This is a genomic window from Mesorhizobium kamtschaticum (assembly GCF_056174585.1).
Genome location: NZ_CM149691.1, coordinates 1,458,020 through 1,476,891 on the forward strand (window position 1 = coordinate 1,458,020; position 18,872 = coordinate 1,476,891).

Consider the following 18,872-nt stretch of genomic DNA (forward strand, 5'->3'; position numbering starts at 1 on the left):
GGTCTGCGTGCCCGCGGCGACCGTCAGCTTCGGGGCATTGGTTACTTTCTTGGCCATTTTGTCCCTTTCCCGACCCCCCTATGGGATCTGTTGAAAGATCCCCACACCGGGATCCGCGAGAGGAAAGGTAAGGTCGAAAGAGTTAATGGTTTGTTAAAATTGTAGTAAAGCCAACGTGATCTAAAATATCTTTCTTGTCGATAAAGTCTAAAATATCGATTTTGCTCAAATATGGAGTAGGCAATCGCTAGCATACGCTTTTTCGGGATACTCTTATTCTTATTTAGCGTAACCGATCAGCTAGCCCAGCCCGTCCCGGGCGAGGCTGACGACGAGTTGATCGATGCCCGGGTCGTCAAGCCTGACGACATGCGCCATGCGGATCGCATGCCGTGGCCGGATACCGGACATATCCTGCCGCATGATGACCGACACGAATGCCGGCCCAGCCTCGGTCAGAAGCATGGCCTTGCCCGTCAGCACCGGCTCGGAGATGGGAGCCCACTGCACGGAGATCAGGGAAGGTTCGCCGGTCTGGCGACGGTTGACGCCGCTGAAATAGATCCAGTTCAGGCGCGAGATCGCCACGCCATAGTGGTTGCCGCGCGCCCGCGCCCATGTCGAGCCACGGCGCTCCGACCATCCGGTGACCCGGCGGAATGTGACCAGTTCGGCCTCGCGACGCACGAAGGTCACCGACCGCATCAGGAGGTCGGAACGGGTCGGGATCGAAAAGTAGGTGAAATAGGTGCCGCCCGCGATCGATGGGGCGGGTGGGCGGATCATCTGGTTGAACAGGCTTTCGGAAATCGGCGGCAGGCCGGGAGCCATGGGCTCAGGGGTACCAGGGTCCTGGTACAGTTCGGCTTCATCGATGCGGAAGTAGTCGCAGATCAGTTTGGCCGTGGCTTTGTTCGGAACGGTCTGCCCCTGCAGGTACCGCTCGAACTGCGTGCGGTTGATACCCAACTCACGGCATACCGCGCTAACGGAGGCATGGTCCTTACAGAGCCGTCTGAGATTTGCAGCGAGGTTCTCGCGAATGGACACGTATTTGCTTTCGCAGGCGACTTCTTCATTCCGACTCGGAATCCATATAGCGCCTTCGGTCGCCCCCGCCGAAACGCCTTGTCACAACACACAGAAAAAACTGATTTGAGAGCGCCAGTCTAATGGGACCGCTTGCAAAAAAAATAGCGCGGATCCAGCGGGCGGCCATCGCCATAAGTCCAATTGACAATTGCCTTGCCCCGGAGATCGCGAAATCGCCTATGGCTTTTTTTGGGGACATTGGCGCTGAGCGCCGCGTCGCGATGCGTGGAACGGCGCTTGCGCCCTGGCAGAAAAGCGGAAAACCGATTGTTCCGATGGTGGAGCTGAGGAGGATCGAACTCCTGACCTCGTCATTGCGAACGACGCGCTCTCCCAGCTGAGCTACAGCCCCGTCCAACGGATGGCGCATTTATCGGGCGCGGCGGATTTCTGTCAAGGCGGCGTTTTGCCGAAATCCTTGTTGCCTGGCGCGTCGGCTGCCGGCCCTTGCCGGTTTGGCGTGCAATGGCTACATGTCGGCAACAATTGGAGACCGGCATGCTCGCCCTCATACAAACCATCGTCATGGCGCTCGACCTCTACTGGTGGGTCATCATCGCCTCCGCGATCTTCTCCTGGCTCTACGCCTTCAACGTCGTCAATTCGAAAAACCAGTTCGTCGGCAGCATCGGCAACATGCTCTATCGGCTGACCGAGCCGGCGCTACGGCCGATCCGCCGCTTTATGCCGGATCTTGGCGGCGTCGACATCTCGCCGATCATCCTGCTCTTGATCCTGTTCTTCCTCAGGCAGTTCATTCTCACCACGATAGCGCCGCTGTTGTTGGGCGCTTGACGGCTGCATGAGCGCGCCGTTCCGCATCCGCGAGAACGGCATCGATCTGTTCGTGCGGCTGACGCCGAAATCTTCCGTGGACAGGCTTGAAGGCGTCGAAACATTGGCGGACGGGCGAAGCCATTTGAAGGCGCGGGTCCGCGCCTTACCGGAAAACGGCGCCGCCAATCAAGCGCTGGAGAAGCTGGTCGCTAAGGCGTTCGGCGTGCCGGCATCCGCTGTTTCGGTTGTTGCCGGCGGCACGGCCCGGCTCAAGACACTGAGCATAGCGGGTGATCCGGAGGCGCTGGCGCAGCACGTTGAGGCGCTCGGCCGGTAGCGCCCGGATTGTTGAGGGCGTCCCCCTCATCCGGCCGCTGCGCGGCCACCTTCTCTCCGCAGGGGAGAAGAGAAAGGCGTCGGCGCCCGTACTCCTCTCCCCTCGGGGAGAGGTCGGATTGTCCCGAATTGCCCTTCGCAATTCGGTTGGCAATCCGGATGAGGGGGCCTTTGCCCGACGTGATCACCCCGGTTCGTCTTCAATCGCCCAGCGGCAGCCTTGGATCGTCGACCTTCAGCGTGTTCACGCTCTGCTTGATGCGGCGCAAATTCTCCAGCACCCTCGGGCCGCGCGTCTCGGCAACCGATGTCACGATCATGTCGACGATCGCCAGCAGCGCATAGCGCGACGATGTCGGCTTGTAGATGTTGCCGTCCTCGAGCGGCTGCAGGTGGATGACTGTGTCGGCGGCCTTGGCCAGTGCCGAATCGGGTGCCGTGATGGCGACCGTGGTGGCGCCATATTGCTGGGCGACCTGCACCGCCTCGATGACCGATCGCGCATAGCCGGACACCGAAAAAGCGACCAGCGTGGTTTCCGATGTGGCGACGGCGGCGTACATGCGCTGCAACTGGCCGTCGATCTGCGCCAGCACCGGCAGGCCGAGCCGAAACAGCCGGTTCTGCATCTCGGTCGCCATCATCGAGGAGATGCCGCCGGAGCCGATGCACAGCACATTGCCTGACGTCGCGAGCCGCTCGGCGACGGCGACCAGCGTCGTCATGTCGAGGTTCTCGCTGGCGCGCTGGATGGCCGAGATCGCCGCTTCGGTGATGGCGGTGGCGATACGTTGCTCACGCGCGTCGCGGCTCAGCGGCTCTGGCGACAAATATTGGCCGCCGATGGCGATGGCCTGCGCCAGGTAGAATTTGAAATCGCGCAGCCCCTCGCAGCCGAGATTGCGGCAGAAGCGGGTCACCGTCGGTTCGCTGACGCCGACGCGCGCGGCAATCTCCGAGATCGCCGCCTTGGAGGCGAAGTCGAGATCTGAGAGCACGAGGCTGGCCAGCCGGCGATCCGACTTGGTGCCGTCCTGCGACATCAGCTGCAGCCGCGTGATGATGTCGGCCGGCGTCTTCATGCCCGTGTTTTCGTCTTCATGTTGGTCGCTTCGTCTTCATGCCATTGCCTTCGCAGGGGTAGGCGTTATAGCGGCAGCCCCGTCGCCTTGTCGAACAGATGGATGTTGCCGGGATCGACCGAGACCGGCAGCACATCGCCCGGCCTGACTGGCACCCTGTCGCGGAACACGGCGCGCACCGTGTCAGTGCCGATGGCGCCATAGACATGGGTTTCCGAGCCGGTCGGCTCGACGACATCCACCTTGATTGCCATGGCGTCGGTGGCCTCACCGATGATGAAGTGCTCAGGCCGGATCCCGGCCTCCACGGCGCTGCCTGCCGGCACCGCCTTGCTAGCAAGCGCAAGCCGGCCGCCGCCGGCCGACTCGAACCAGCTTTTGTCAGACGTCGACTTGAGGGCGCCTGAGACAAAACTCATCGACGGCGAGCCGAGGAAGCCGGCGACGAACTTGTTGGCCGGCCGGTCATAGAGTTCCAGCGGCGCTCCAACCTGCTGGATCTGGCCACGATCCATCACGACGATGCGGTCGGCCATGGTCATGGCTTCAATCTGGTCATGGGTGACATAGACGATGGTCGATTTCAGCCGCTGGTGCAGCGCCTTGATCTCGGTGCGCATCTGCACGCGCAATTGCGCGTCGAGATTGCTGAGCGGCTCGTCGAACAGGAACACCGAAGGCTCACGCACGATGGCGCGGCCCATGGCGACACGCTGGCGCTGGCCGCCCGAGAGCTGGCGCGGATAGCGGTCGAGATAGGAATAGAGGTTGAGGACGCCGGACGCCTTCTTGACCTTCTGGTCGATCGCCGCGCGGTTCTCGCCACGGATCTTTGGGCCGAAGCCGATATTGTCTGATGCCTTGAGATGCGGGAACAGTGCATAGGACTGGAACACCATGGCGATGTTGCGCTGCTGCGGCGGCAGGTCGTTGGCGCGCACGCCGCCGATCAGCAGATCGCCCGATGTGATTGTCTCCAGGCCGGCCAACATGCGCAGCAGGGTCGACTTGCCGCAGCCGGACGGGCCGACCAGCACCACGAACTCACCGCTTTTGATGTCGAGGCTGATGTTTTCCAGGATCCTGTGCTGACCGAAGGATTTCGACAGGTTGCGAAACAGGACGTCGGTCATGATCACGCTCCCAATATGTCGTCGATGAACGGCAGGCAGCCGGCGGTCAACCCGGCGTCCACGGGCATCACCACGCCTGTTATGCCCGATGCCCGGTCCGAGGCAAGGAAAGCCACGGCTTCCGCCACTTCCGAGGCGTTGACGATGCGGCCGAGCGGATAGAGCCGCTTGAGCTTGCCCAGGATTTCCGGGTCCTTGGCCAGGCGATGGTCCCAGGCGGCGGTGCGGATCGATCCGGGGCAAACCACATTGGCGCGCACGCCACTGCGGCCGAGCTCGACGGCGATCGACTTGGCATAGGCGTTGATGCCGGCCTTGGCCGCGGCATAGGCAGGGTTGCCGAAATGCGCGATGGCGTTGACGGAGGAGATGAAGACGACGCTGCCGGAGCCGCGTGCCGCCATCGCCTTCACAATAGGGTCGGCGAAAGTCATCACCCCGGTCAAATTGAGGTCGAGCTCGTGCTCGATCTTGTCGGCGTTGAGTGCGGAGATCGTCTCGGCGCGTGTCCAGCCGGCATTGTTGATCAGGATGTCGGGAACGCCGTCTTTGTCGAGCACGGCTGCGATTCCCGCCTCGATCGAAGCCCGGTCGAGAAGGTTGAAGACATGGCGCGAGGCGAGGTGCGGGCTCGCCAGCGCCTCCTGCGACTGGTCGCAGCCGACCACCCGTGCGCCCCTTCCGGCCAGAAGTGCGACGATTGCCGAGCCAAGGCCGCCGCCGGCACCGGTGACGACGACAGTGCGGCCCTCGAATTCGGCTTTCGAAACCACGGCGCTCGCTCCTCCGGCAGGTCAGGCAGATGTCGGCAGGCTAATGAATGGAATGTAATTAAGCAACACGATAATCCGCTTGCATGCCGTAAATTCCTCGATAATGTAGGAAAGTCACATAAATCTTGTGTCAGCCATCGGCACAAGGAGCGCAAATACCGGGAACAAATGGGAGAGATCAGATGAGCCTTGCCAAATGGACTGCCGGCCTGATGGCCGGAATGAGCATGCTGGCCTTCGCGGCGCAGGCGGAGGCGGGTGAAGTGCGCGTCACCGTCGCCGAATACAGCGCCAAGACCGGCCCCTACTTCGAAGCGGTCAAGAAGGAATTCGAGGCGAAGAACCCCGGCATCACAGTCAAGTTCGAAGTCGTGCCGTGGGATGTGCTGTTGCAGAAGCTGACCACTGACATCACCGCCGGCACCAATGCGGATCTGTCGATCATCGGCACACGCTGGCTGATCGACTTCGTCCAGCAGGACGTCGCCGAACCGCTCGACGGTTACATCACGCCCGAATTCAAGGGCCGCTTCATCGACACCTTCCTGTCGCCTTCGATCATGAGCGGCAAGACCTACGGCCTGCCGATCGCCGCCTCGGCGCGCGCCATGTATTACAACAAGGAGCTGTTCGAGAAGGCCGGAATCGCCAAGCCGCCGGCGACCTGGACCGAGCTGCAGGACGATGCCCGCAAGATCAAGGCGCTTGGTTCCGGCACTTTCGGTTTCGGCCTGCAGGGCAAGGAGATCGAGACCGACGTCTATTATTACTATGCGATGTGGTCGCAGGGCACCGAAATCCTCAACAAGGACGGCACGTCGGGCCTTGGCACGCCGGGCGCGCTCCAAGCCGCCAAGCTCTACAAGTCGATGATCGACGAGGGGCTGACCGAACCGGGCGTCACCTCCAACAACCGCGAGGACGTGCAGAACCTGTTCAAGCAGGGCAAGGTCGGCATGATGATCACCGCGCCCTTCCTGTCCAACCAGATCAAGGATGAGGCACCGAGCCTGAAATATGGCGTCGCCGCCATTCCGGCTGGTCCGACCGGTGCGCGCGGCACCTATGGCGTCACCGATTCCATGATCATGTTCAAGAACTCCAAGAACAAGGATGAGGCCTGGAAGCTGATGGACTTCCTGTTCACCACCGAGCAGCGCGCCAAGTTCACGCAAGGCGAAGGCTTCCTGCCGGTGAACAAGGAAGAGGCCAAGATGGATTACTACGTCAACAATGCCGATCTGGCCGCCTTCACCGCGCTGCTGCCCGACGCCCGCTTCGCGCCGGTCATCCCGGGCTGGGAAGAAGTCGCCCAGATCACCTCGGACGCCATGCAGAAGATCTATCTCGGCGGCGACCCCGAGGCAGGCCTGAAGGAGGCGGCGGCCAAGGCCAATGCAGTGCTGAAGAAATAGCGGTCATGCTCAAGAAATAGGGCGTATCTCCCTGCGCCCGTGGCGCGCCCCAGACTCAGGCTGGGCGCGCCACTCCCTTGGTTTCCCGCCTGGTGCGGTGGATCCGAAATTCGCATAGAAACTTCTGATCCACGCGCCGAGGCGCAGGCCAGCCGATGCAAAATCGCTTCTTGCCCTATCTCCTGACCTTGCCCAGCCTGTTCCTGGCGGCGGTCGTCATCTTCTGGCCGGTCTGGGATCTGATCCAGATCTCGACGCATGACGTCAACCGCTTCGGCCAGTTGCGCGAGTTCAGCGGCCTTGCCAATTTCGCGGCACTCGCCGCCGATCCTGACTTTGTCGCAGCACTCTGGCGTACCGGTTTATGGACCGTGCTAGTGGTCGGCGGCGCGCTGCTGCTGTCGGTGCCGGTGGCAATGATCCTCAACACCGACTTTTACGGCCGTGGCATCGCCCGTGTCATCATCATGCTGCCCTGGGCGGTGTCGCTGACCATGACCGCGGTGGTCTGGCGCTGGGCGCTGAGCGGCGAAAGCGGCATGCTGAATTCGGCGCTGCTTGGCCTCGGCATCATCGACCACAACATCCAGTGGCTGGCGCAGGCCAGTACCGCTTTTCCGATGCAGGTGCTGATCGGCATATTGGTGACGGTGCCGTTCACCACGACGATCTTCCTCGGCGGCCTGTCGTCGATCCCGGACGATCTCTACGAGGCGGCTGCCCTTGAGGGTGCCACGCCGCTGCAGCAGTTCCGCGAGATCACCTTTCCGCTGTTGAAACCGTTCATCAACATCGCCATCGTGCTCAACACCATCTACGTCTTCAATTCGTTCCCGATCATCTGGGTGATGACGCAGGGCGGGCCGGCCAACTCGACCGACATCCTGGTCACCCACCTCTACAAGCTCGCCTTCCGCATCGGCAAACTGGGGGAGGCGTCTGCAGTGTCGCTGGTGATGTTCGCCATATTGCTGGTCTTCACCATGATCTATGTACGCCTCGCCATGCGGGAGCAGCGCGCATGACAAGCAAGCTGAAGCGGACTGTCATCGCCTGGCTGCTGCTGGCGCCGCTGATCGTGGTGACGATCTTTCCCTTCGCGGTGATGTTCCTGACTGCGGTCAAGCCAAGGCAGGAGGTGCTGTCGCCGACCTGGTGGCCGAGCGAGTTCCGCTGGTCGAATTTCTCCGACATGTGGGTTGCGACCGGCTTCGGCCAGGCGCTGGCCAATTCGCTATACGTCTCGATCATCGCCACCGTCGGCGCCATCTTGATCTCGGTCCCGGCAGCCTACGCCATGTCGCGCTTTCGCTTTGCCGGCTATGGTGCCTTCCGCCAGTTCCTGCTGATCTCGCAGATGATCTCACCGATCGTGCTGGTGCTCGGCCTGTTTCGGCTGATGGCCGCCTGGGGGCTGGTCGAATCGACGACGGCGCTCGGCTTCATCTACATGGCCTTCAACGTCGCCTTCACGGTGTGGATGCTGCAGAGCTATTTCGACACCATTCCGCGCGATCTCGAGGAGGCGGCCTGGATGGAAGGCGCCGGCCGCTGGCTGACGCTGCGCAAGGTGTTCCTGCCGCTCTGCCTGCCGGCGATCGCGGTGACCGCAATCTTCACCTTCATCAACGCCTGGAACGAATTCGTTGTCGCGCTGACCATGCTGCGCAGCCAGGAGAGCTACACGCTGCCGATCCAGGTGTTCTCGCTGGTCGCCGGCCGCTACACAATCGAGTGGCATCACGTCATGGCCGCGACGCTGCTGGCGACGCTGCCGGTGGCGATCCTGTTCATCTGGCTGCAGCGCTACCTCGTCCGGGGGCTGGCGCTCGGGGCGGTCAAATAGCAATCCCAGCAATTCCAGGAAAGCGTGTAGCGGTTTTCCGCCCGGAATTGCGAAAAACAAAAAGTCCACCACGGAGCTTTCATGCGCATCTTCACCGCCTCGCTGGCGACGGAAACCAACACCTTCTCGCCGGTGCCGACCGACCGGGCCTCGTTCGAGATGGCGTTCTATGCCGGGCCAGGCAAGCATCCGGAGACACCGACGCTGTGCTCCTCGCCGATCGTCGCCTTGCGCCGGCGCGCGGCAAGAGAGGGCCTGACCGTCATCGAAGGCACCGCCACCTGGGCGGAGCCGGGCGGCCTAGTACAGCGGCAGACCTTTGAGGCGCTGCGCGACGAAATCCTCGACCAGTTGAAAGCGGCTCTGCCGGTCGACGCCGTCATTCTCGGCCTGCATGGCGCCATGGTGGCGCAGGGCTATGACGATTGCGAGGGCGATCTGCTGGAACGTGTGCGCGGAATTGTCGGGCCCGGCGTGGTGATCGCCTCGGAGTTCGATCCGCACAGCCATCTGACGCCGAAGCGCGTGGCGGCGTCCGATATCATGGCCTACTTCCTCGAATTCCCGCACACCGATTTCTACGAACGCGGCGAACATGTCGTCGAGCTTGGGCTGGCCGCGGCGCGGGGCGAGATCAAACCCGTCATCTCGACGTTCGACTGCCGCATGATCCAGGTGCTGCCGACCAGCCGCGAGCCGATGCGCTCCTTTGTCGACCGCATCAAGGCGCTGCACGGCAAGGACGGCGTGCTGTCGGTCTCGGTCATCCACGGCTTCATGGCCGCCGACGTGCCGGAAATGGGCACACGCATCTTGGTTGTCACCGACAATGACAAGGCCAAGGGCGATGCGCTGGCGAAACGGCTGGGACGCGAGCTCTACGCACTGCGCGAAAAGACGGCGATGACGATGCTGAACACCGCCGACGGCATCGACCGGGCGCTGGCGGTGCGTGCGGAAAGGCAGGACAGACCGGTGGTCATCGCCGATATCTGGGACAATCCGGGCGGCGGCGTTGCCGGCGACGGCACGGTGGTGCTGCGCGCCATGCTGGAACGTCGGCTAAACAATGTCGGCGTGGCGACGATCTGGGATCCGATCGCCGTGACCTTCTGTCAGGCGGCGGGCGAGGGCGCCGTCATTGATCTGCGCTTCGGCGGCAAGGCCGGGCCATTGGCGGGCGAGCCGATCGACGCCCGCGTCAAGGTGCTGAAGGCCGTTGCGGAGGGCTGGCAGAGTTTCGGGCCGAGCCGGGTGACGCTCGGGCCGACCGCGCTGGTCCGCATCGAAGGCACCGAGGTCGACATCATCCTCAACACCAACCGCACCCAGACCTTCGAGCCGGACATTTTTTCCAACATCGGCGTCGATCCGATGAGCAAGGATATCTTGCTGATCAAGTCGACCAACCATTTTTATGCCGGCTTCGAGCCGATCGCCGCCGAGATCATCTATGTCACGGCGCCGAGTTCCTATCCGAGCAATCCGGCGGTGACGGATTACAAGAAGCTGACGCGGCCGGTGTGGCCTAGGGTGGCGGATCCGTGGAAGTGATAATCTCCCCCCTAGAGGGGGAGATGTCGCCGAAGGCGACAGAGGGGTCCTCTCGCGTAGAGCGCCAACCTGCATCTGCCGCAGGAGGCCGAGCCCAGTCGGACCGACCCCCTCTGGCCGCTTCGCGGCCATCTCCCCCTCGATGGGGGAGACTATCCGCGCTACACCAGCCCCCTCTTCACCATCATCGCTTCGGGCGAAGGCATCTTGCCGCGAAACGCGGTGTAGAGCTCTTCCGGGTCCTTCGAGCCGCCGGCGGCATAGATGTTCTTTCTCAGCCGTTCGGCCAGCGCCGGGTTGAAGGGATCGCCGGTCTCCTCGAAGGCGGCGAAAGCATCGGCATCGAGCACTTCCGACCACATGTAGGAGTAGTAGCCGGCCGAGTAGCCGTCGCCGGAGAAGACATGGCCGAAATGCGGGGTGCGGTGGCGCATCACGATGGTGTCGGGCATATCGAGTTTTGCCAACGTTTCGGCTTCGAAACGAAGCGGCTCCGCCGGGGCGTCGGGCCGCGCGTGATAGGCCATGTCCATCAAGGCGGAGGACGTGAATTCCACCGTGGCGAAGCCGGCGCCGAACGTGCGCGTGGCCAGCATCTTGTCGAGCAGCGCCTTGGGCATCGGCTTGCCGGTCTTGACGTGCAAAGCGTGCTTTTCCAGCACCGCCGGCACCGTCAGCCAGTGCTCGTAGAGCTGCGAGGGCAGTTCGACGAAATCGCGGCTGACGGAGGTGCCGGCAACCGACGGCCAGGTCACGTCGGTCAGCATGCCGTGCAGCGCATGGCCGAACTCGTGGAACAGCGTTTTCGCCTCGTCGACCGACAGCAATGCCGGCTCGCCCGCCGGCGGCTTGGCGAAGTTCATGATGTTGTAGATCACCGGCTTCGAGCCGCCACCCAGTCTGTAGCCGGACTTCAGCGCGCTCATCCAGGCGCCGGAGCGTTTTGACGGCCGCGCGAAATAATCGGCGAGGAACAGGCCGCGCTCGCTGCCGTCGGCGTTTTTCACCACGAAGACACGCGCGTCGGGGTGCCAGGCGGCAATGCCTTTTTTCTCCTCGAAGGTGATGCCGAAGAGTTTGGTCGCCACGTCGAAGCAGGCGTCGATGACCCGCTCGAGCTGCAGATACGGCTTCAGCTCCGCCTCGTCGAAAGCGAATTTTTCCGCGCGCAGCTTCTCCTGGTAGAAGCGCCAGTCCCAGGCGGCGAATTTTTCATTGCTGCCGGCTTCCGCCGCCAGCCGCTCCAACTCCTTCTGGTCGGCGGCGGCCTTTTCCAGCGCCTTTTCCCAGACCGGGTCGAGCAACGCATGCACCGCCTTCGGCGTCTTGGCCATGGTGTCGTCGAGTTTCAGCGCGGCAAAGGAGGCGTAGCCGAGCAGTTTTGCCTTTTCGGCGCGCAGTTTCAGCATGTCGCGCACAACTGACGTATTGTCGGTGGCGCCGCCATTCTGGCCGCGCATGGTGAAGGCGCGGAAGGCGATCTCGCGCAGGTCGCGGCGTTCCGAGAAGGTCGTGAACGGCTCGTAGATCGAGCGTGACAAAGTGACGGCATAGCGGCCTTTCTGGCCGCGCATCTCGGCGGCTTCGGCCATCGAACTCTTCACGAAGCCGGGCAGGCCGGCAAGGTCGGTCTCGTCGAGGAACAGCGCCCAGTCGCGTTCGTCGGCGAGCACGTTCTGGCCGAAGGTCGTGCCGAGAGAGGACAGCTCTTCGCTGATCTTCGCCAACCGCTTCTTGCCGTCGGCATTGAGCTTGGCGCCGGAGCGGACGAAACCTTTCCAGGTCTTCTCCAGCACCCGCAAGGTCTCGGCGTCGAGGCCCAGGCTCTCGCGGCGCTGGTAGAGGTCGTCGATGCGGGCAAACAATCTCTCGTTCATCGAGATCGCCGAAAAATGCCTGGACATTTTTGGCGAGATGTCGCGCTCCAGCGCCTGGATGGTGTCGTTGGTGTAAGCGCCGGCGCGGCACCAGAAGATCGACGAGACGTGATCGAGCGCCTCGCCACCGAGTTCCAGTGCCTCAAGCGTGTTCTCGATGGTCGCTGCATCCGTGTTGCCGGCGATCGCCTCGATCTCGGCCTCATGCGCCTTCAGCGCCGCGTCGAAGACCGGGGAGAAATCGTCGTCGCCGATATGGGCAAAGTCGGGCAGGCCGAGCGGCCCTTGCCACGTGGTCAGCGGGTGGGCGGCGAGATCGATGGCTTTTTTGGAAGTCATGAGCTGTCTTTCGGATATGACGGCGAGGGGAAGGGGTGGGTCACCACCGATGTAGGGCGCTGGTTTGCCGCGCGCAACCGCGCCGACGGTCAGGTTTTCGTCAGTAGCCCTCGCAGTTTTCGGCGATTGCCGCCTGCGAGCTGGCGGTGATGCGGTTGTTTGCCACCGCGAAGGTTTCCTGCATCAGCATGTCATTGTCGGGGAAATCGTAGCAGGCGATCACCGTGGTGACGCCGCCCTCGCTCTTCTCGATGCGGTGGCGGATCGCGGCACCTGCAACGGCCCCTTTCCATTCGTCGAGCGAGGCGATGAACTCCTGCTTGCTTTGAACGACGCCGAGGTCATCGAGCTTGATGCGGACATCGTCGGCGAGCAGGTCGGCGAGTTCGGTGCGGTCGGCGACCAGCAGCGCCGAATACCAGCGGCTGATGATGGCGCCGTCATCGGCGCGGGCGGCAATGATCGCTACCAGCAGTGCGGCGGCCGTGAAAACGACCGACCGGACGTTCATCACCTGGCGCGCCTTTCCGTTCATTCCAGCACCGGCCGCTCGAAATCGCCGGTCTCCTTGTTCATCACCCAGAGCTCGCCGGTCGAGATGTCGAACCAGGCCCCATGCAGCGACAGCCGCCCCTTGCCCTCGAGGATCGAGACGCAAGGAAAGGTCCTGAGGTTGGCGATCGAGTAGCGGATCGAGATGCGTTCAAGCGCGGTTTGGCGCTCCGTTGCCGTCATGAAGGTGCTGGAGGAGACGGTTTCGGCGGCTGGCGCGATCAGGCTCATCCATTTGCCGATGAAATCGCCGGGGGACAGCGGCGCGGAATTCGGGTCGAGCGCGGCGCGGATGCCGCCGCAACGGCCGTGGCCCATGACGACGATGTTCTTGACCTTGAGGCTCTGCACCGCGAATTCGAGCGCGGCCGACGTCGAATGGAACTCGCCATCCGGCTCGTAGGGCGGCACCAGATTGCCGACATTGCGCAGCACGAAGAGTTCGCCCGGGCCGGCGTCGAAGATCGCTTCGGGGGCCGAGCGCGAATCGCAGCAGGCAACGATCATGGTTTCCGGGGCCTGCCCCTCGCGGGCGAGCTCGCGATAGCGGCCGCTCTCGGTGAGGTAGCGGCCATTCATAAAATTGCGGTAGCCGGCGAGGAGATGGTCGGGAAGATGAGGCATGGGCGGCTAAGGCCTTTCCGGGGTTGGAGGCGGCAGCTCTTTGCGGTCGAGAAAGGCTCTAACGGTAAAAGCCTGTCGCGAGCAATGCAGAATTGTGGGTGCTGGCCATAAATGCCGTGCGCCAAAGCGCGACGTCGGCCGACGCTGTCACGCCCAGATGGCAACCGGTATGCCAAAACCGTCGGCGAGTGGCGGGTCCGGAAATGGCTTGGCCGTGCCGCCGGCGATGCGGCCGGCGATCAGCATCATGGCGGCCGCATCGAGGAAATCGTCGGCGGCCGCGCCACGCGGCGGCGGCTGGTCGAGAAAGCCCATGTCATAGCCGTGCCGGCACAGCAGCGCCTTGCGCTCCGCCATGCCGGTCGGGTTGACGCTGCCCTTGATCTTCTTCGGCAGCTGCATGGCCTGGCCGCCGTTCAGGCGGCAGAAGGCGACTTCCGGATGCGATTCAAAGACGCGTCCGCGCAGATCGGGGCGTGCGATCAGCAAGGTGTCGATCTCGCGAATTTTCGAGAAAATGCCGAAGGCCTGGATCGAAACGCCGCGCGGCGGATCGGATGTGGCCCTGGCCACCTCACTTGCCCTGTTATGAGCGGCGTACCAGGCCTCGATCGTGGTGAAGTCGCTGGTGTCTGCATAGAGCGCGGCGCGGGATGGGATGGAAAACACGCTGGACTGGCGTGCGCCAAGCAGCGGGCGCACCAGCGCTTCCGGTCCGCGGCCGCCCTTACTTGAGAACTCCGGCAGACCGATCGGCATATCGACGGCGACAATGGCGTCATCGGGATTTGCCGCGAGCAGCGCGGCGAAGCTGACAAAAACCTCGACGGAAGGCGCCATGCCGGGATTGCGCCGCACGGCGATCCAGCCGGCCTTGCAGCCATCGGCGCCGACCAGCACGACCTTCGTCGATGTCACGCCCGGCGGTCCCGCCCCGGATGCGTGAGGTGGCGCAGCTGCACCATGGCCATCGGGTGCGACAGGCTCTGCGCGTCGGTTTCGAGCTGCAGCTCGTCGCCGCCGCGTTTTGCGGTGCGTGCCAGGATCTCGTAGACCGCCGCCGTGGTCGATTGCAGCGCCTTGACGGGCGGCTGGCCGGAGAGGATGCGGGCGAGGTAGACGGCCGCCGTCAGATCGCCCAGGCCATTCGGCGGCTTGTCGATCAGACGGTGTTCGGCCAGCAGCGCCTGGGTGCCGTCGAGCAGCAGATTGCCGGTGCCGCCAATCATCATCGACTGTGCCGAGGTGACCAGCATGGTCGACGGTCCGGCGTGGAGTGCGGCCGAGATCACGGATTTCAAATCGGGCAAGGGAACGCCGGCCATCCATTCCAGCTCGTAGCGGTTGGGCGTGGCGATGTCGGCGATCGGCATCAGCCGGTCGCGCATGGCGGCGGCGGTGGGCTCGGGCACATAGAGGCCGCCGGAATCGCCCATCACCGGATCGCAGATATAGACGGCATCCGGCGTCCTGGCCTTGACTGAGGCGACCAGCGAGGCGACGGCCTCGGCCTGGCCGGCTTCGCCGAGATAGCCCGACAGCACGGCGCCGACCTCGCCCAGCCATGGCGCGCGCTCGAGATCGGCCATCAGCGCCTTGAACTGGTCGAGTGGCGGCACGATGCGCGTCGCCCGCCCGTGGCCGGGATGCCAGGGCAGCGTCACCGTGGGCACGGCCCAGACCGGAAATCCAAGCGTCTCCAGCGCAAACACGGCGGCACGGTTGCCGACCGAACCACGCACGACATGGCTGGAAATGACGATGACCGCACGCGGCGCGTCGGTTTGCTCGGCGCTCATTGTTCTTTGATTCCTAACTGCCCCGGATGACGTAAAGCACGAGCCAGACCATCAGGCCCAGCGTCAGAAGCAGGCCGAGTGTTCGGCCAATGCGGGTGCCCCAGACTTCGATCGGATCGTCGCGATCGGCATCGGCGGCGGAGACGTGGTCGCGCACGCCTTTCGTGGTCCGCGCCACAAACGAGGTGCCGGACGGATCCGTCTCGCGCGCAACGCGTTCGAGGATGCGGCGCGATTCGCTCTCGCTGTCGTGGCGTTCCGCCATGATGATGTCCCGTTTTAACCGGACCTTACCGCGTTCGCGCGGCCAATCACAGGGCCTTGCGACAGGCAATGGATGCCGGGCCTGCGCCAGAGGTCGAGGCCGTTTTCTTGCGCGCTGATTGTGGTAATGCTTCGCATGCAACTTCTACCGAGGGACCCCATCATGCTTGCCCAGCGCCTTGCTCGACCATCGACATTCCGCACGCTGCCCGCCTTCCTGATGATGGCAATCGTGCTGCCGTTGCTTGCCGGCTGCGGCTACAACACGATCCCGACGGCGGAGGAAAACGCCAAGGCGGCATGGAGCGAGGTGCTGAACCAGTACCAGCGCCGCGCCGACCTCATCCCCAATCTGGTCGAGACGGTCAAAGGCTATGCCTCGCATGAAAAGGACACGCTCGACGCGGTGGTCGAGGCCCGCGCCAAGGCAACGCAGATCACGGTGACGCCGGAAACGCTGAAGGATCCCGAAGCGCTCAAGAAGTTCCAGGATGCCCAGGCTGGGCTGACCAGCGCGCTGTCGCGGCTGATCGCTGTGTCGGAGGCTTATCCTGATCTCAAGGCCAACCAGAACTTTCTCGCGCTGCAGGCCCAGCTCGAGGGCACTGAGAACCGCATCGCGGTGGCGCGGCGCGACTACATCCAGGCGGTCAGGGACTATAATCTGACGCTGAAGACCTTCCCGTCTGTGCTGTGGGCGACCTTCTGGTTCCGCAGCAACGAGCCCTACGCCAATTTCACCGTCGACGAAGACAAGATGCAGCCGCCGAAGGTCGATTTCGGCACGAAGCAGGGTGGGTAATTCGCGAAATCGGCTGAGCGTCTCTTTGCCACAAGACGGACCGCTGGCGTGCAAACACCCCCCTCTGTCCTGCCGGACATCTCCCCCTCAAGGGGGGAGATCAGCCGTGGCCCAGGCCTTCGCCAATCTTCAACCTCTCAAAGTGGGAGCCGGCAACGAAGCCGCCAATCTCCCCCCTTGAGGGGGAGATGTCCGGTAGGACAGAGAGGGGGGCCTCGCGCTTACCTCACCCTTCTTGGCCTTCTTGCCAGCATCCTTTTCCTCCCCCTAACCGCCTTCGCCGCCGACCTGCCGGCGCTCACGGGCCGCGTCGTCGACAATGCCGGCATCATCGATGCCGGGACTAGAGCTGCGCTGACGCAAAAACTCGCCGACTTCGAGACCAAGGGCTCCGACCAGATCGTCGTTGCCACAATACCCAGTCTCGGCGGCGAGGAGATCGAGCCCTATGCCAACCGGCTGTTCCGCTTCTGGAAACTCGGGCAGGCCAAGGAGAACAACGGCGTGTTGCTGCTGGTCGTGCCGAACGACCACAAGATGCGCATCGAGGTTGGTTACGGGCTGGAAGGCACGCTGACCGATCTGCACACCAAGCTGATTATCGAAAACGACATGGTGCCGGCCTTCCGCGCCGGCGATTTCTCCGGCGGCATCTCCAAGGCCGTCGACGACATGGTCATGGTGCTGGAAGGCAACCCGGAAGAGCTGGAAGCGCGCGGCGAACGCAACCAGCAGCCGCCAATCAACACCGACAATCTGTTCTTCGCGGTGTTCATCGGCATCTGGGCGATCATCTTCTTCGGAGGCATCGCCGCCTCCATCCTGCCGCCGATCTTTGGCCAGAAGCTCGGGCCCGGACGCTATCGCTGGCTCGGCATGACCTTCGAGCCCGGACGGCGCTCCTCAAGCGGCGGCTGGTCCTCGGGCAGTTCTGGAGGTGGCTGGTCTTCGGGTGGCGGCGGCGGTGGGTTTTCCGGCGGCGGCGGTTCGTCCGGCGGTGGCGGCTCCTCGGGAAGCTGGTGACGGCATGACGACACGCACCATCAGCCTGTTGAGGCCTGGCCATTTCAACCCGGCGATGCATGCTCTCCTGGCCGCGCTGGCGCTGCTGTTGTCCTGCTTTTCGGTTTTCGCCGCCGAACTGCCTGTCCTGACCGGACGGGTCGTCGACAATGCCGGCATCATCGATGCCGGGACCAAGGCGGCGCTGACGCAAAAACTCGCCGATTTCGAGAAGAAGGGCTCCGACCAGATCGTCGTGGCCACCATCCCCAGCCTCGACGGCGAGGAGATCGAACCCTACGCCAACCGGCTGTTCCGTTTCTGGAAACTCGGCCAGGCGGGTGAAAACAACGGCGTGCTGCTGCTGGTGGCCAAGAACGACCACAAGATGCGCATCGAGGTCGGCTATGGGCTGGAAGGTACGCTGACCGACCTGCACACCAAGCTGATCATCGAAAACGACATGGTGCCGGCGTTCCGCGCCGGCGATTTCTCCGGTGGTATCTCCAAGGCCGTCGACGACATGGTCATGGTGCTGCAGGGCAATCCCGAAGAGCTCGAAGCGCGCGGCAAGCGCAATCCCGCCGACAGCAGCACCCCCATCGACCCAATCTTCGCGGTGTTCCTGATCCTGTGGGGCACGATGTTCTTCGGCGGCATCGCGATGGCGTTCCTGCCGCCGATGTTCGGCACCAAGCTGTCGCCGGGCGTGTATAGATGGCTGGGCATGACGTTTCGTTACGGTCGCGGGCCAAGCGGATCGTCTGGCAGCAGCGGCTGGACGTCAGGTTCGTCGGATGGCGGCTGGTCGTCGGGAAGCTCCGGCAGCAGTTGGTCGTCCGGGTCAAGCAGCGGCGGCGGATTTTCGGACGGCGGCGGCTCGTCCGGCGGTGGCGGTTCTTCAGGAAGCTGGTGAGACAATGGCAACACGACCGATCAGCCCGCAGGATCATGAGCGCATCGCCGATGCGATCCGTGCTGCCGAGGCCAAAACCGACGGCGAGATCTACTGCGTCGTGGCGCATGCCAGCGACGGCTATTTCGCCCCCGCCGCCTTGATGGCGACGCTTGGCATGCTGGTCGTCAGCCTCGCCGTCGCCTATGGGCTGGAGGCATGGTGGCTCACCATCCGGCTGCCGCATTTCGTCATCGCTCAATTGCTGGCGCTGGCCTGCGTGCTGGCCCTGTTATGGGCGTTGCCCGGCCTGCGCATCCATATGGTGCCACGGCGGCTACGCTATCAGGCGGCGCACGCCAATGCGATCAAGCAGTTCCTCGCCCGCAACGTCCACCGCACCACGGCGCGCACCGGCGTGCTGGTCTTCGTCTCGATCGCCGAACGCTATGCCGAGGTGGTCGCCGATTCGGGCATCGACGCCAAGGTCGGCCAGCATGTCTGGGACGGTGTGGTGCGCGATCTCACGGCGCACGCCGGCGACGACCTGCTTGCCGACGGTTTCGTCAAGGCGATCGAGCAGGTGGGGGCGGTGCTGGCCGAGCATTTCCCGGTCACCACAGGCGATACCAACGAGTTGGACGACCACCTCGTCGAAATCTGAAAAGCCTGTCTGTAGACGCCACCGGCCTGCTTCCGGACGGGCTCTG

Annotated in this window: 20 protein-coding genes and 1 tRNA gene; 10 read left to right on the top strand and 11 right to left on the bottom strand. The window is 63.5% G+C overall.

The features are described 5' to 3' along the window. Positions 1-300: 300 nt before the first annotated feature. Together AC0V7N_RS07095 and AC0V7N_RS07100 are read right to left on the bottom strand one after the other, a co-directional pair. Positions 301-1,050: a helix-turn-helix domain-containing protein gene (locus AC0V7N_RS07095; RefSeq protein WP_475455986.1), complete on the bottom strand. Its 750-nt coding sequence runs from the start codon at positions 1,048-1,050 to the stop codon at positions 301-303. A 318-nt stretch (positions 1,051-1,368) separates the two neighbouring features. After that, positions 1,369-1,444: transfer RNA gene (locus AC0V7N_RS07100), tRNA-Ala, on the bottom strand. 146 nt (positions 1,445-1,590) lie between these two features. Between AC0V7N_RS07100 and AC0V7N_RS07105 the strand changes: the two genes are divergently transcribed. Both AC0V7N_RS07105 and AC0V7N_RS07110 read left to right on the top strand, forming a co-directional pair. Further along, a complete protein-coding gene (locus tag AC0V7N_RS07105) occupies positions 1,591-1,887 on the top strand; it encodes a YggT family protein (protein ID WP_475455988.1) in 297 nt (98 codons plus the stop codon). A gap of 7 nt (positions 1,888-1,894) precedes the next feature. Continuing rightward, entirely contained in the window at positions 1,895-2,206 is a 312-nt protein-coding gene (locus AC0V7N_RS07110; RefSeq protein ID WP_475455990.1) for a DUF167 domain-containing protein, read from the top strand. 199 nt (positions 2,207-2,405) lie between these two features. Here AC0V7N_RS07110 and AC0V7N_RS07115 read toward each other — a convergent pair whose 3' ends face one another. From AC0V7N_RS07115 to AC0V7N_RS07125, 3 genes are all read right to left on the bottom strand, one after another. After that, positions 2,406-3,287, bottom strand: coding sequence for a MurR/RpiR family transcriptional regulator (locus AC0V7N_RS07115; RefSeq protein ID WP_475455992.1), 882 nt, complete (start codon positions 3,285-3,287; stop codon positions 2,406-2,408). A gap of 65 nt (positions 3,288-3,352) precedes the next feature. After that, positions 3,353-4,420 (bottom strand): ABC transporter ATP-binding protein, encoded by a 1,068-nt coding sequence (locus AC0V7N_RS07120; protein WP_475455994.1) that lies wholly within the window; start codon positions 4,418-4,420, stop codon positions 3,353-3,355. 2 nt (positions 4,421-4,422) lie between these two features. Then, positions 4,423-5,193: an SDR family NAD(P)-dependent oxidoreductase gene (locus AC0V7N_RS07125; protein WP_475455996.1), complete on the bottom strand. Its 771-nt coding sequence runs from the start codon at positions 5,191-5,193 to the stop codon at positions 4,423-4,425. 182 nt (positions 5,194-5,375) lie between these two features. On the opposite strand from AC0V7N_RS07125, the gene AC0V7N_RS07130 reads away from it, so the two are divergent. The 4 genes from AC0V7N_RS07130 to AC0V7N_RS07145 all read left to right on the top strand — a co-directional run bounded on the left by AC0V7N_RS07130 (position 5,376) and on the right by AC0V7N_RS07145 (position 10,008). Beyond that, a complete protein-coding gene (locus tag AC0V7N_RS07130) occupies positions 5,376-6,608 on the top strand; it encodes an ABC transporter substrate-binding protein (protein WP_475455998.1) in 1,233 nt (410 codons plus the stop codon). A 155-nt stretch (positions 6,609-6,763) separates the two neighbouring features. Beyond that, positions 6,764-7,633: a carbohydrate ABC transporter permease gene (locus tag AC0V7N_RS07135; protein ID WP_475456000.1), complete on the top strand. Its 870-nt coding sequence runs from the start codon at positions 6,764-6,766 to the stop codon at positions 7,631-7,633. Further along, complete coding sequence (locus AC0V7N_RS07140) at positions 7,630-8,454, top strand: carbohydrate ABC transporter permease (protein WP_032932166.1); 825 nt, start codon at positions 7,630-7,632, stop codon at positions 8,452-8,454. The genes AC0V7N_RS07135 and AC0V7N_RS07140 overlap by 4 nt, the downstream gene beginning before the upstream one ends. 81 nt (positions 8,455-8,535) lie before the next feature. Further along, on the top strand, positions 8,536-10,008 hold the full coding sequence (locus AC0V7N_RS07145; protein ID WP_475456003.1) for a M81 family metallopeptidase: 1,473 nt from the start codon (positions 8,536-8,538) through the stop codon (positions 10,006-10,008). Between the two features lie 161 nt (positions 10,009-10,169). Here AC0V7N_RS07145 and AC0V7N_RS07150 read toward each other — a convergent pair whose 3' ends face one another. The 6 genes from AC0V7N_RS07150 to AC0V7N_RS07175 all read right to left on the bottom strand — a co-directional run bounded on the left by AC0V7N_RS07150 (position 10,170) and on the right by AC0V7N_RS07175 (position 15,464). Continuing rightward, positions 10,170-12,224, bottom strand: coding sequence for a M3 family metallopeptidase (locus tag AC0V7N_RS07150; protein WP_475456005.1), 2,055 nt, complete (start codon positions 12,222-12,224; stop codon positions 10,170-10,172). 100 nt (positions 12,225-12,324) lie between these two features. Further along, a complete protein-coding gene (locus AC0V7N_RS07155) occupies positions 12,325-12,759 on the bottom strand; it encodes a nuclear transport factor 2 family protein (protein ID WP_475456007.1) in 435 nt (144 codons plus the stop codon). Beyond that, on the bottom strand, positions 12,756-13,400 hold the full coding sequence (locus AC0V7N_RS07160) for a carbonic anhydrase (RefSeq protein WP_027060457.1): 645 nt from the start codon (positions 13,398-13,400) through the stop codon (positions 12,756-12,758). The genes AC0V7N_RS07155 and AC0V7N_RS07160 overlap by 4 nt, the downstream gene beginning before the upstream one ends. A gap of 147 nt (positions 13,401-13,547) precedes the next feature. Then, positions 13,548-14,318 carry a DUF429 domain-containing protein gene (locus AC0V7N_RS07165; RefSeq protein WP_496627767.1) on the bottom strand — a complete coding sequence of 257 codons (771 nt, stop codon included), beginning with the start codon at positions 14,316-14,318 and terminating at the stop codon, positions 13,548-13,550. After that, positions 14,315-15,199, bottom strand: a complete 885-nt coding sequence (pdxY, locus tag AC0V7N_RS07170) for a pyridoxal kinase PdxY (protein WP_475456009.1) — start codon at positions 15,197-15,199, stop codon at positions 14,315-14,317. Before pdxY ends, AC0V7N_RS07165 begins: the two co-directional genes overlap by 4 nt. A gap of 13 nt (positions 15,200-15,212) precedes the next feature. Further along, the gene (locus AC0V7N_RS07175) at positions 15,213-15,464 is read right to left on the bottom strand and encodes a hypothetical protein (RefSeq protein ID WP_475456011.1); all 252 of its coding nucleotides are present in this window, start codon (positions 15,462-15,464) and stop codon (positions 15,213-15,215) included. Positions 15,465-15,626: 162 nt separating this feature from the next. Here AC0V7N_RS07175 and AC0V7N_RS07180 point away from each other — a divergent pair, with 162 nt between their 5' ends. The 4 genes from AC0V7N_RS07180 (at position 15,627) to AC0V7N_RS07195 (ending at position 18,826) form a co-directional block, all read left to right on the top strand. Further along, positions 15,627-16,265 (top strand): LemA family protein, encoded by a 639-nt coding sequence (locus AC0V7N_RS07180; RefSeq protein WP_172222459.1) that lies wholly within the window; start codon positions 15,627-15,629, stop codon positions 16,263-16,265. 177 nt (positions 16,266-16,442) lie between these two features. Continuing rightward, complete coding sequence (locus AC0V7N_RS07185) at positions 16,443-17,288, top strand: TPM domain-containing protein (RefSeq protein WP_475456014.1); 846 nt, start codon at positions 16,443-16,445, stop codon at positions 17,286-17,288. A 55-nt stretch (positions 17,289-17,343) separates the two neighbouring features. Then, entirely contained in the window at positions 17,344-18,183 is an 840-nt protein-coding gene (locus tag AC0V7N_RS07190) for a TPM domain-containing protein (protein WP_475460233.1), read from the top strand. A 4-nt stretch (positions 18,184-18,187) separates the two neighbouring features. Beyond that, positions 18,188-18,826, top strand: a complete 639-nt coding sequence (locus AC0V7N_RS07195) for a TPM domain-containing protein (protein WP_475456016.1) — start codon at positions 18,188-18,190, stop codon at positions 18,824-18,826. The last annotated feature ends 46 nt before the right edge of the window (positions 18,827-18,872 follow it).

Coding starts and splice junctions, on each gene's coding strand:
- pdxY (WP_475456009.1), bottom strand. CDS start 15,199: ATGAGCGCCGAGCAAACCGACGCGCCGCGTGCGGTCATCGTCATTTCC.
- AC0V7N_RS07115 (WP_475455992.1), bottom strand. CDS start 3,287: ATGAAGACGCCGGCCGACATCATCACGCGGCTGCAGCTGATGTCGCAG.
- AC0V7N_RS07105 (WP_475455988.1), top strand. CDS start 1,591: ATGCTCGCCCTCATACAAACCATCGTCATGGCGCTCGACCTCTACTGG.
- AC0V7N_RS07180 (WP_172222459.1), top strand. CDS start 15,627: ATGCTTGCCCAGCGCCTTGCTCGACCATCGACATTCCGCACGCTGCCC.
- AC0V7N_RS07195 (WP_475456016.1), top strand. CDS start 18,188: ATGGCAACACGACCGATCAGCCCGCAGGATCATGAGCGCATCGCCGAT.
- AC0V7N_RS07120 (WP_475455994.1), bottom strand. CDS start 4,420: ATGACCGACGTCCTGTTTCGCAACCTGTCGAAATCCTTCGGTCAGCAC.
- AC0V7N_RS07150 (WP_475456005.1), bottom strand. CDS start 12,224: ATGACTTCCAAAAAAGCCATCGATCTCGCCGCCCACCCGCTGACCACG.
- AC0V7N_RS07190 (WP_475460233.1), top strand. CDS start 17,344: ATGCATGCTCTCCTGGCCGCGCTGGCGCTGCTGTTGTCCTGCTTTTCG.
- AC0V7N_RS07160 (WP_027060457.1), bottom strand. CDS start 13,400: ATGCCTCATCTTCCCGACCATCTCCTCGCCGGCTACCGCAATTTTATG.
- AC0V7N_RS07145 (WP_475456003.1), top strand. CDS start 8,536: ATGCGCATCTTCACCGCCTCGCTGGCGACGGAAACCAACACCTTCTCG.
- AC0V7N_RS07130 (WP_475455998.1), top strand. CDS start 5,376: ATGAGCCTTGCCAAATGGACTGCCGGCCTGATGGCCGGAATGAGCATG.
- AC0V7N_RS07110 (WP_475455990.1), top strand. CDS start 1,895: ATGAGCGCGCCGTTCCGCATCCGCGAGAACGGCATCGATCTGTTCGTG.
- AC0V7N_RS07140 (WP_032932166.1), top strand. CDS start 7,630: ATGACAAGCAAGCTGAAGCGGACTGTCATCGCCTGGCTGCTGCTGGCG.
- AC0V7N_RS07175 (WP_475456011.1), bottom strand. CDS start 15,464: ATGGCGGAACGCCACGACAGCGAGAGCGAATCGCGCCGCATCCTCGAA.
- AC0V7N_RS07135 (WP_475456000.1), top strand. CDS start 6,764: ATGCAAAATCGCTTCTTGCCCTATCTCCTGACCTTGCCCAGCCTGTTC.
- AC0V7N_RS07155 (WP_475456007.1), bottom strand. CDS start 12,759: ATGAACGGAAAGGCGCGCCAGGTGATGAACGTCCGGTCGGTCGTTTTC.